The organism is Streptomyces sp. NPDC005070 (genome assembly GCF_053600395.1).
In genome coordinates, this window is record NZ_JBSFZS010000069.1 from 1 (window position 1) to 11,432 (window position 11,432).

Annotated in this window: 12 protein-coding genes; 2 read left to right on the forward strand and 10 right to left on the reverse strand. The window is 67.6% G+C overall.

What is annotated here, in order from left to right; genetic code table 11:
* Positions 1-109 precede the first annotated feature (109 nt).
* On the forward strand, positions 110-682 hold the full coding sequence (locus ACWEBX_RS22925) for a cob(I)yrinic acid a,c-diamide adenosyltransferase (protein WP_386982760.1): 573 nt from the start codon (positions 110-112) through the stop codon (positions 680-682).
* Between the two features lie 345 nt (positions 683-1,027).
* Positions 1,028-2,854 carry a glycosyl hydrolase family 18 protein gene (locus tag ACWEBX_RS22930; RefSeq protein ID WP_451886682.1) on the forward strand — a complete coding sequence of 609 codons (1,827 nt, stop codon included), beginning with the start codon at positions 1,028-1,030 and terminating at the stop codon, positions 2,852-2,854.
* A 157-nt stretch (positions 2,855-3,011) separates the two neighbouring features.
* Here ACWEBX_RS22930 and ACWEBX_RS22935 read toward each other — a convergent pair whose 3' ends face one another.
* The 10 genes from ACWEBX_RS22935 to ACWEBX_RS22980 form a co-directional block, all read right to left on the reverse strand.
* Complete coding sequence (locus ACWEBX_RS22935) at positions 3,012-3,458, reverse strand: DUF2550 domain-containing protein (protein WP_451886683.1); 447 nt, start codon at positions 3,456-3,458, stop codon at positions 3,012-3,014.
* Between the two features lie 160 nt (positions 3,459-3,618).
* Positions 3,619-3,993, reverse strand: a complete 375-nt coding sequence (locus ACWEBX_RS22940) for a F0F1 ATP synthase subunit epsilon (RefSeq protein ID WP_355760457.1) — start codon at positions 3,991-3,993, stop codon at positions 3,619-3,621.
* A 127-nt stretch (positions 3,994-4,120) separates the two neighbouring features.
* A complete protein-coding gene (atpD, locus tag ACWEBX_RS22945) occupies positions 4,121-5,557 on the reverse strand; it encodes a F0F1 ATP synthase subunit beta (protein ID WP_451886684.1) in 1,437 nt (478 codons plus the stop codon).
* Complete coding sequence (locus ACWEBX_RS22950) at positions 5,557-6,471, reverse strand: F0F1 ATP synthase subunit gamma (RefSeq protein ID WP_451886685.1); 915 nt, start codon at positions 6,469-6,471, stop codon at positions 5,557-5,559. Before ACWEBX_RS22950 ends, atpD begins: the two co-directional genes overlap by 1 nt.
* A gap of 21 nt (positions 6,472-6,492) precedes the next feature.
* On the reverse strand, positions 6,493-8,082 hold the full coding sequence (gene atpA, locus ACWEBX_RS22955; protein WP_451886686.1) for a F0F1 ATP synthase subunit alpha: 1,590 nt from the start codon (positions 8,080-8,082) through the stop codon (positions 6,493-6,495).
* Positions 8,083-8,208: 126 nt separating this feature from the next.
* On the reverse strand, positions 8,209-9,030 hold the full coding sequence (locus ACWEBX_RS22960; protein ID WP_451886687.1) for a F0F1 ATP synthase subunit delta: 822 nt from the start codon (positions 9,028-9,030) through the stop codon (positions 8,209-8,211).
* Complete coding sequence (locus ACWEBX_RS22965) at positions 9,027-9,572, reverse strand: F0F1 ATP synthase subunit B (protein ID WP_451886688.1); 546 nt, start codon at positions 9,570-9,572, stop codon at positions 9,027-9,029. The genes ACWEBX_RS22960 and ACWEBX_RS22965 overlap by 4 nt, the downstream gene beginning before the upstream one ends.
* 42 nt (positions 9,573-9,614) lie before the next feature.
* Entirely contained in the window at positions 9,615-9,845 is a 231-nt protein-coding gene (gene atpE / locus ACWEBX_RS22970) for an ATP synthase F0 subunit C (RefSeq protein WP_028804225.1), read from the reverse strand.
* Between the two features lie 71 nt (positions 9,846-9,916).
* Positions 9,917-10,738, reverse strand: a complete 822-nt coding sequence (atpB, locus tag ACWEBX_RS22975) for a F0F1 ATP synthase subunit A (RefSeq protein ID WP_355760475.1) — start codon at positions 10,736-10,738, stop codon at positions 9,917-9,919.
* Positions 10,739-10,963: 225 nt separating this feature from the next.
* On the reverse strand, positions 10,964-11,401 hold the full coding sequence (locus ACWEBX_RS22980) for a hypothetical protein (RefSeq protein ID WP_451886689.1): 438 nt from the start codon (positions 11,399-11,401) through the stop codon (positions 10,964-10,966).
* Positions 11,402-11,432: the final 31 nt, after the last annotated feature.

The window sequence follows — 11,432 nt, forward strand, 5'->3', positions numbered from 1 at the left end:
CGGAAGTCCTCGTACTGGATGTACTTGGGCTTTCGGCCGGTGCGGCGAGAGGGCGTGCCGGGAGTCGCGACGGGGCGAACGTTGCCTGTCGCGGCACTAGATTGACTCCATGGTCAATCTGACGCGCATCTACACCCGGACCGGCGACCAGGGCACCACGGCCCTCGGGGACATGAGCAGGGTCGCCAAGACCGATCTGCGGATCTCGGCGTACGCCGACGCCAACGAGGCGAACGCGGTGATCGGTACGGCGATCGCGCTGGGCGGTCTGGAGGACGAGGTCGTCCAGGTCCTCACCCGCGTCCAGAACGACCTGTTCGACGTGGGCGCGGATCTGTCGACGCCCGTCGTCGAGGACCCGAAGTTCCCGCCGCTGCGGGTCGAGCAGTTCTACATCGACAAGCTGGAGGCGGACTGCGACCTGTTCAACGAGCGGCTGGAGAAGCTCCGCTCCTTCATCCTGCCCGGCGGCACCGCCGGCGCGGCGCTCCTGCACCAGGCGTGCACGGTCGTGCGCCGGGCCGAGCGCTCGACCTGGGCGGCGCTGGAGGTCCACGGCGAGGCGATGAACCCGCTCACCGCCACCTACCTCAACCGCCTCTCGGACCTCCTGTTCATTCTGGCGCGCACGGCGAACAAGGACGTGGGCGACGTGCTGTGGGTCCCGGGCGGGGAGCGCTGAGACTCCCGGACCCTTCCGCCGAACACGGTCAGGGCGTCCGCGCCGGGCTCGAAGCGACCTTCGGGCCCGCCGCCGCGGGCGCCCTTCGTCGTCCCCGCCGGCGGCTCCGGTCCGACCGTGCCCGGGGACACGAAGGCCCACGTCAGCCGCCTGCCGGTCTGCCAGAACAGGACGATCGGCCGTCAAGGTGGGGCACGGGTAAGGGAGTTGAGGATCAAGGGGGACAGGGAACTAGTGGTCCAGACCTATTGACCTGTGGTCCAGACCTTCCTATTCTCACGGCACCGTGGGTGTGAAGGCTCAGTCACGCCCCTCTCTCCCCCAACTCCCCTGAGGAGGCGCGGAATGCGCTTCAGACAACGAGCGACGGCAGGGCTCGCCACGCTGCTGCTCCCCCTGGCCGGCCTGGTCGGTCTCGCGAGTCCGGCCCACGCCGCCGACAGCGCCACCGCCACGTACTCGAAGACCCAGGACTGGGGCACGGGCTTCGAAGGCAAGTGGACCGTCAAGAACACCGGTACCACCGCGATCAGTTCGTGGACGATCCAGTGGGACTTCCCCTCCGGCACCGCCGTCACCTCGGCCTGGGACGCGGACGTCACCAGCTCGGGCAACCACTGGACCGCCAAGAACAAGTCCTACAACGGCTCACTCGCCGCGGGCGCCTCCGTCTCCTTCGGATTCAACGGCTCGGGCTCCGGCTCCCCGTCCAACTGCACGCTCAACGGCGGCAGTTGTGACGGCGGCACCACCGTCCCCGGCGACAGCGCGCCCTCCGCGCCGGGCACCCCCACCGCCTCCTCCGTCGCCGACACCTCGGTGAAGCTCTCCTGGAGCGCGGCCACCGACGACAAGGGCGTCAAGAACTACGACGTCCTGCGCGGCGGCAGCAAGGTCGCGACCGTCACGACGACCTCGTACACGGACACCGGCCTGACCGCCGGCACCGACTACTCGTACACCGTCCAGGCCCGGGACACCGCCGACCAGACCGGTCCGGTCAGCGGCTCCGTCGCCGTCCACACCACCGGCGGCACCACCGACCCGCCGCCCAGCGGCAAGAACGTCAAACTCGGCTACTTCACCGAGTGGGGCATCTACGGCCGCAACTACAACGTCAAGAACCTGGTGACGTCGGGCTCGGCCGCCAAGATCACGCACATCAACTACGCCTTCGGCAACGTCACCAACGGCCAGTGCGCGATCGGCGACTCCTACGCCGACTACGACAAGGCCTTCACCGCCGACCAGTCGGTCAGCGGCGTCGCCGACACCTGGGACCAGCCGCTGCGCGGCAACTTCAACCAGCTCCGCGAGCTGAAGGCCAAGTACCCGAACATCAAGGTCCTCTGGTCCTTCGGCGGCTGGACCTGGTCCGGCGGCTTCGCCCAGGCGGCGGCCAACCCGGCCGCGTTCGCGCAGTCCTGCTACAACCTGGTCGAGGACCCGCGCTGGGCCGATGTCTTCGACGGCATCGACATCGACTGGGAGTACCCGAACGCCTGCGGTCTGTCCTGTGACAGCAGCGGTGCCGCGGCCTACAAGAACCTCATGCAGGCCCTGCGCGCCAAGTTCGGCTCCAGCAACCTGGTCACTGCGGCCACCACGGCCGACGGCACCTCCGGCGGCAAGATCGACGCCGCCGACTACGCGGGCGCCGCGCAGTACGTCGACTGGTACAACGTGATGTCGTACGACTTCTTCGGAGCGTTCAACGCGCAGGGCCCGACCGCCCCGCACTCCCCGCTCACCTCGTACAGCGGCATCCCGACGCCCGGCTTCACCACCGCCGACGCGATCGCCAAGTTCAAGTCGAAGGGCGTGCCCGCGAGCAAGCTGCTCATCGGCATCGGCTTCTACGGCCGCGGCTGGACCGGGGTCACCCAGTCCGCCCCCGGCGGCACGGCGACCGGCCCCGCCGCCGGCACGTACGAGCAGGGCATCGAGGACTACAAGGTCCTCAAGACGTCCTGCCCCTCCACGGGCCTCGTCGCCGGCACGGCGTACGCCTACTGCGGCAACAACTGGTGGTCGTACGACACCCCGGCCACCATCGGAACGAAGATGGCGTGGGCCAAGAGCCAAGGCCTGGGCGGCGCCTTCTTCTGGGAGTTCAGCGGCGACACCGGCAACGGTGAACTCGTCAGTGCCATCAACAGCGGCCTGAACTGATCACCGGCCCGGAGACGGGTCCACAGCACACCGAGAACCGCGGGCAGACTTCCTGGTCTGTCCGCGGTTCGCTGTTCAGGGGCCTCAGGCCACGTTCACCCTCCCCCAACCGCTCCGCGGCCGGGGGGACCCCCATCCAACGGGGCCCTGAACGTCGCTACGCGACGTTCACCCGTTGTCCGGGCGGGGCTGCCTCCAGCCAGGCGAGGAAACCGGTCAGCGCGTCCTCGCTCATCGCCAGTTCGAGGCGCGTCCCGCGGTGCTGACAGGCCAGGATGATCGCGTCGGAGAGCAGCGCGAGCTCCTCCTCGCCCTCGGCGGCGCGACGGCCGGCCACCTCGATCGCCGAACGTTCGAGGACGCGGCGCGGCCGGGGGGCGTACGAGAAGACGCGGTACCACTCGACCCGGTCGCCGTTGTAGCGGGCCACCCCGTAGCTCCAGCCCTTGCCGTTGGGGTCACCCTTCTCGGGGACGTCCCAGCGCAGGCTGCAGTCGAACGTTCCGCCGGAACGCTGGATGAGCCGGCGGCGGAGGCCGAAGACGAACAGCCCCACCACCACGAGCGCTACTACCACTCCGCACACAGTCAGAGCGAGGACCATCGACACCGACCTCCTCGTCTCCTAGGTAACGGAAAAGAAAAAACGTCCGGATTTGCCTCAGCCGCGGCCAGGGCCGGAGTGATCCGGTCCCAGCCGCGGCTGAGGCAAAGCTTCACACAGTGCTCCCCCAGCGCCTAAAGGCCTGGGGTCGCACCGATGGTCAGCGCGTCGACACCGCGCGCAGACGGACGTCCGCGCGACGCTCGGCGGACGCGTCGGCGTCCGACTTCGCGCGCTCGAGCGCCCGCTCCGCACGCTGGACATCGATCTCGTCCGACAGCTCGGCGATCTCGGCCAGCAGCGACAGCTTGTTGTCGGCGAAGGAGATGAAACCGCCGTGCACCGCGGCGACGACCGTTCCACCATCACTCGTACGAATGGTCACCGGGCCCGACTCCAGCACACCGAGAAGCGGCTGGTGACCGGGCATGACGCCGATGTCGCCGGACGTGGTACGCGCGACGACCAGGGTGGCCTCGCCGGACCAGACACTGCGGTCCGCGGCGACGAGCTCGACGTGCAGCTCAGCAGCCAAGGTGGGCTCCTCGGGTCACCACCCGGCGTTGCTGCCGGGTGTTGGGTCAAAGTCTAGTAGGCGTACGGAGGGGGAAGGACCGCACCCCGCGAGGTGTGGTCCCGCCCCCTCACTCAGAACACGAGGTTCAGGAGACGCCGAGCTCCTTGGCGTTGGCCTTGAGGTCCTCGATGCCACCGCAGAGGAAGAACGCCTGCTCCGGGAAGTGGTCGTACTCGCCGTCGATGATCGCGTTGAAGGCCGCGATCGACTCCTCCAGCGGGACGTCCGACCCGTCGACGCCGGTGAACTGCTTGGCGACGTGGGTGTTCTGGGACAGGAAGCGCTCCACGCGACGGGCGCGGTGGACGGTGAGCTTGTCCTCCTCGCCCAGCTCGTCGATACCGAGGATCGCGATGATGTCCTGAAGGTCCTTGTACTTCTGAAGAACCGACTTGACGCGCATCGCGGCCGCGTAGTGGTCCGCCGCGATGTAGCGGGGGTCCAGGATGCGGGACGTGGAGTCCAGCGGGTCCACGGCCGGGTAGATGCCCTTCTCGGAGATCGGACGGGAGAGAACCGTCGTCGCGTCGAGGTGGGCGAACGTGGTGGCCGGGGCCGGGTCGGTCAGGTCGTCCGCGGGGACGTAGATCGCCTGCATCGAGGTGATCGAGTGACCACGGGTCGAGGTGATGCGCTCCTGGAGGAGACCCATCTCGTCGGCCAGGTTCGGCTGGTAACCCACCGCGGAGGGCATACGGCCGAGCAGGGTCGAGACCTCGGAACCGGCCTGCGTGAAGCGGAAGATGTTGTCCACGAAGAACAGCACGTCCTGCTTCTGCACATCGCGGAAGTACTCCGCCATGGTCAGACCCGCGAGAGCCACGCGCAGACGGGTGCCCGGGGGCTCGTCCATCTGGCCGAAGACAAGGGCGGTCTTGTCGATGACGCCCGACTCCGCCATCTCCTCGATGAGGTCGTTGCCCTCACGCGTGCGCTCGCCGACACCGGCGAACACGGAGACACCGTCGTGGTTGTTGGCGACGCGGTAGATCATCTCCTGGATGAGCACCGTCTTGCCGACACCGGCACCACCGAACAGACCGATCTTTCCACCCTTGACGTACGGGGTGAGAAGGTCGATGACCTTGACGCCGGTCTCGAACATCTCGGTCTTCGACTCGAGCTCGTCGAAGCGCGGGGCCTTGCGGTGGATGGACCAGCGCTCGCCCGAGTACTTCTCGTCGGAGTTCAGCACCTCGCCGAGGGTGTTGAACACCTTGCCCTTGGTGAAGTCGCCGACCGGGACGGTGATGCCCGCGCCCGTGTCGGTGACCGCGGCCTGGCGGACCAGACCGTCGGTCGGCTGCATCGAGATCGTACGGACCACGCCGTCACCCAGGTGCTGGGCGACTTCCAGGGTCAGCGTCTTCTTCTCGCCGGCGTTGGCCGGGTCGGCCACCTCGACGTGAAGGGCGTTGTAGATGTCCGGCATCGCGTCGACGGGGAACTCCACGTCGACGACCGGGCCGATGACCCGGGCGACGCGGCCCGTGGCAACGGCCGTCTCAGAAGTCGTCGTCATTACTTGTCACTCCCCGCGGTCGCGTCGGCAAGGGCTGCAGTGCCGCCGACGATCTCGCTGATTTCCTGGGTGATTTCGGCCTGGCGGGCCGCATTGGCAAGGCGGGAGAGCGAAGTGATCAGGTCTCCCGCGTTGTCGGTCGCCGACTTCATCGCGCGGCGCGTGGCGGCGTGCTTGGAGGCAGCCGACTGGAGCAGCGCGTTGTAGATACGGCTCTCGACGTAGCGCGGCAGAAGGGCGTCAAGGACGTCCTCCGCCGACGGCTCGAACTCGTACAGCGGAAGGATCTCGCCCTCGGGCGCTTCCTCCACCACCTCTTCGAGGCGAAGCGGCAGCAGCCGGCCGTCGATGGCCGTCTGCGTCATCATCGAGACGAACTCGGTGTAGACGATGTGGAGTTCATCCACGCCGCCCTCCGCCGTGTCCTTCTCGATGGCCTCGATCAGCGGACCCGCGACGTTCTTCGCGTCCGCGTAGGTGGGCTCGTCGGTGAAGCCCGACCACGATTCCACGACCTTGCGCTCGCGGAAGTTGTAGTGGGCCAGACCGCGGCGGCCGACGATGTAGGTGTCGACCTTCTTGCCCTCGGCCTCAAGACGGGCGGTCAGCTGCTCCGCCGCCTTGATGGCGTTGGAGTTGAAGGCGCCGGCCAGTCCGCGGTCGCTCGTGAGGAGCAGAACCGCGGAACGGGTCGCCGTCTCCGCCTCCGTTGTCAGCGGGTGCTTGGTGTTCGAGCCGGTGCCGACCGCCGTGACCGCGCGGGTGAGCTCGGTCGCGTAGGGCGTGGAGGCCGCCACCTTGCGCTGCGCCTTGACGACGCGCGAGGCGGCGATCATCTCCATCGCCTTGGTGATCTTCTTGGTCGCGGTGACGGATCGGATGCGACGCTTGTAGACCCGGAGCTGGGCTCCCATGAGTCAGGTCCCTTCCTTACGTCACTTGGCGGCGGCCGGAGCGTCCTCGCCGAGAAGCTTCCCGTCCGAGGTCTCGAACTGCTTCTTGAAGTCAGCGATGCCGTCGGCGATGGCGGTGAGCGTGTCGTCCGACATCTTGCCGCCCTCCTTGATGGAGGTCATGAGGCCCTGCTCCTTGCGGTGCAGGTACTCCAGGAGCTCCTTCTCGAAGCGGCGGATGTCGGCGACCGGCACGTCGTCCATCTTGCCGGTGGTCGCGGACCACACGGAGACAACCTGGTCCTCGGTGGCCATCGGCTGGTACTGAGCCTGCTTGAGCAGCTCGACCAGACGCTGACCCCGCTCGAGCTGCGACTTCGACGCGGCGTCCAGGTCGGAACCGAAGGCGGCGAACGCCTCCAGCTCGCGGTACTGGGCCAGGTCGAGGCGAAGACGGCCGGAGACCTGCTTCATCGCCTTGTGCTGGGCGGAGCCACCGACGCGGGAGACCGAGATACCGACGTTCAGGGCCGGACGCTGGCCGGCGTTGAACAGGTCGGACTCCAGGAAGCACTGGCCGTCGGTGATGGAGATGACGTTGGTCGGGATGAACGCCGACACGTCGTTCGCCTTGGTCTCGACGATCGGCAGACCCGTCATCGAACCGGCGCCCATCTCGTCGGAGAGCTTCGCGCAGCGCTCCAGCAGACGGGAGTGCAGGTAGAAGACGTCGCCGGGGTAGGCCTCGCGGCCCGGCGGGCGGCGGAGCAGCAGGGACACGGCGCGGTAGGCGTCGGCCTGCTTCGAGAGGTCGTCGAAGATGATGAGGACGTGCTTGCCCTCGTACATCCACTGCTGACCGATGGCCGAACCGGTGTACGGCGCAAGGTACTTGAAGCCGGCCGGGTCGGACGCCGGGGCGGCGACGATGGTCGTGTACTCCAGCGCGCCGGCCTCTTCGAGGGCGCCACGCACGGAGGCGATGGTCGAACCCTTCTGGCCGATGGCGACGTAGATGCAGCGGACCTGCTTCTTGGTGTCGCCCGAGCGCCAGTTGTCGCGCTGGTTGATGATCGTGTCGACAGCCAGCGCGGTCTTGCCGGTCTGACGGTCGCCGATGACCAGCTGACGCTGGCCGCGGCCGATCGGGGTCATCGCGTCGACGGCCTTGTAGCCCGTCTCCATCGGCTCGTGGACCGACTTGCGGACCATGACGCCGGGGGCCTGCAGCTCGAGGGCGCGGCGGCCGGACGTCTCGATGTCGCCGAGGCCGTCGATCGGGTTGCCGAGCGGGTCGACGACGCGGCCGAGGTAGCCCTCGCCCACGGCGACGGACAGCACCTCACCGGTGCGCTGCACCGGCTGGCCCTCTTCGATACCACTGAACTCGCCGAGGATGACCGCACCGATCTCGCGCTCTTCCAGGTTCAGCGCGAGGCCGAGGGTTCCGTCCTCGAACTTCAGCAGCTCGTTCGCCATGGCCGAGGGAAGACCCTCGATCTTGGCGATACCGTCGCCGGCGACGGTGACCGTACCGACCTCCTCGCGCGAGGCCGCGTCCGGCTGGTACGACTGGACAAAGTTCTCCAGTGCGTCCCGGATCTCCTCCGGCCGGATCGTGAGCTCCGCCATCTGGGTTCCCTGCTCTCCTTGTTGGGCCCGAAGTTTCACTTTGGGGGGATGGGGACTCCCCCCGATGAGAGGTGAATCCTCTGCACGGCCCAACCAGGGCCGTAATTGCCTACTGCTGTGTGGTTACTAGCTCGCCATGCGGCGGGCGGCGTCCTCGAGACGGTCCGCGATCGAACCGTTGATGACCTCGTCGCCGACCTGCACCCGGATCCCGCCGAGGACATCGGGGTCCACGTCGAGGTTGAGGTGCATCGGGCGGCCGTAGAGCTTGGCCAGAGCGGCACCGAGGCGCTGCTTCTGCCCGTCGCTCAGCGGCACCGCGGAGGTGACCACGGCGACCATGCGGTCGCGGCGCTCGGCAGCGAGCTTGGACAGGGACTCGAGTCCCGCTTCCAGGCTACGTCCGCGGGGCGCGGTCACGAGACGCGTCACCAGACGCCCGGTCGTCACGTCGGCCCGGCCGTCGAGCAGGCTGCGCAGCAGCTCGCTCTTGGCCGCCGTGGTGGCGGCCCGGTCGGTCAGCGCGGCGCGCAGCCCGGTGTTCGAGGCGACGATCCGACCGAAGCGGAACAGCTCGTCCTCGACGTTGTCGAGCGCGCCCGTCCGCTGCGCCGCCGTGAGGTCGGCGGTGGCGGTGAGCTCTTCGAGCGCGTCCACCAGGTCGCGGGGCTGCGACCAGCGGGAACGCACCATGCCGGACACCAGGTCGGCGGCGCTGCCGCCCACCTGGCCGCCGAGCAGGCGCTGGACCAGCTCGGCCTTGGCCTCGCCGGACTGCGCCGGGTCGGTGAGGACCCGACGCAGCGACACCTCGCGGTGAAGCAGCGCGGTGACCGCGGCCAGCTCGTCGGCGAGCTGTGCCACGTCCACGGACGTCGAGTCCGTCAGCGCGTCGAGACGCTCACGTGCGGCTGCGGTTGCCTCGCGGCTCGCTCCGTGTGCAGTCATCGAGCCGCCTCGGCCTTCTCCTCAAGCTCGGAGAGGAAACGGTCGATGACGCGGCTCTGGCGGGCGTGGTCCTCGAGGGACTCGCCGACGAGCTTGCCGGCCAGGTCGGTGGCAAGCGTGCCGACGTCCTGACGCAGCGACTGAGCGGCGGCCTTGCGGTCGGCGTCGATCTGCGTGTGGCCGGCGGCGACGATCTCGTCGCGCTGCCGCTGGCCTTCCGCGCGCATCTCGGTGATGAGCGTGGCGCCCTGCTCCTGTGCCTCCTGGCGCAGGCGCGCGGCCTCGTGACGGGCCTCGGCGAGCTGAGCCTTGTACTGCTCGAGAACGCTCTGGGCCTCGGTCTGCGCGGCCTCGGCCTTTTCGATACCGCCCTCGATGGCCTCGCGACGCTGCTCCAGAACCTTGTTGATGTTCGGGAGAAGCTTCCAGGCCAGGAAGCCGAAGACGATGACGAAGGCGAGCAGGCCGATGACAAGCTCGGGGATCGGCGGGACGAGGGGGTTTTCCTTCTCCTCGGCCGCCAGAATGAGCAGGTGGCTCATGTCAGTGCCTTTCGTCTAGTGGGCTGTCGCTGATCGGGTGGATCAGGTGCCGTAGACGAACGGCATGACCAGACCGATGAGGGCGAGCGCCTCACAGAAGGCGAAGCCGAGGATCTGGTTGGCGCGGATCAGACCGGCGGCCTCGGGCTGACGGGCGAGAGCCTGGGTGCCGTTACCGAAGATGATGCCGACGCCGACGCCGGGGCCGATGGCCGCGAGGCCGTAACCGATCGAACCGAGCGAGCCGGAGACAGCGGCAAGGGTCTGGGACATGCCAGTTCTTCCTTTTCTTTACGGACCGGTGGGGGGTGGCCACCGGACGAATGCGGGGTGGAGAGGGGCGCTCAGTGGTGCTCGGCCAGCGCGCCCTGGATGAAGGTGCAGGTCAGCAGCACGAACACGTACGCCTGCAGGGCCTGGATGAACAGCTCGAAGGCCGTCATGACGATGACCATGATGAACGAGACGCCCGAGTAGACGATCCCGAAGCCGTTGAGCAGGTACCAGGTGGCGATCGTGAACAGCAGCAGCAGGGTGTGACCCGCGAACATGTTCGCGAAGAGTCGCACCGCGTGCGTGAACGGCCGGACGATCAGGTTCGAGAGCAGCTCGATGAACATGGCCAGCGGGAGAACCGGGCCGAGCGACTTGTCGTAGCCGCTGAAGTTCTTGAACGCTCCGACGAACCCGTGGCGCTTGAACGTCAGGGACACCCAGACGATGTAGACGATGCCGGCCAGTACCGCGGGGTACGAGATGATCGCCGTGACCGGGAACTGGGCGACGGGAATGATCGACCAGAGGTTCATCATCCAGATGAAGAAGAACAGCGAGACGATCAGCGGGACGTACTTCTCGCCTTCCTTCTTGCCGATCGTCTCGTAGACGACGCCGCGACGGATGAAGTCGTAGCCGGTCTCGGCGACCATCTGCAGCTTGCCCGGGACGACCTTCGGCTTACGGAAGGCGGCCCAGAAGAAGGCGACGATGACGATCGAGCCGAGCAGCGCCAGGAGCATCGTCTTGTTGAAGTACAAGTTGCTGTCCCCGTCGCCCCAGAGAGGCTCGAACAGGAACGAGTGCAGGCCGGGTGCCGGGAAGCCACAACCGTCGAAGATGTGGCAGTCGGTCTCGAAGGCGAGCACCTGCGTCGGGTCAGCACTCACCGCGGGCTCCTTCAGCGTGGCGCATAGGTACGGCATCCTCGTTGTGTCGGCGCGGCGCGCAGCCGCGGTTCGGCACTGGGCTGGTGTTACGGATGTGGGGGCGGCAGAGGGGCATCAAGCCTCGCGATCGAACAGGCGTCAGCTCAGATGCCCGCGCCCGCGATGCCGCAGTTGGCACCGGACGATAGCAGGATCTCCTGCGTGCACTTATCCCGGCCCTACCCCTCACGACGAGTGCCCCTTGTTTTCGGGCTTTTCGGCCTTCGAGGAGTCGGGTTCGACGTAGAGGATCTTGGCCTTCATATGGGCACGTGCCTGTGCGCCGATCCACACGAGCGTGGTGACGACCAGGGTGAGCGCGAAGGACTTGGGATTGAACAGCGATGTGTTCTTGAACGCGGCGACAAAGATGAAGAGCAGAAGAATTTGTGCCGTGTAGAGCAGGAGACCCATCGCCTGGAACAAGTGCGGAAGCGATTTGGCAGTGCGCTGCAGGACGTAGAGGCCGAGTCCCATGAAGAGGAGCACCACCAGCGTCGCGACGACCGCCCCGAGCGCTCCCTTGCCGCCGGCGACCACGCCGCTGACGACGGCGGCAATCGCGCCGACGGCAGCCGTGGGTACGGCGGCCTGAAGGAGGATCCGGACGTCATTGGACGGCATGGCGGCAACTCCGCTTGCTAAGGGGGGCGTG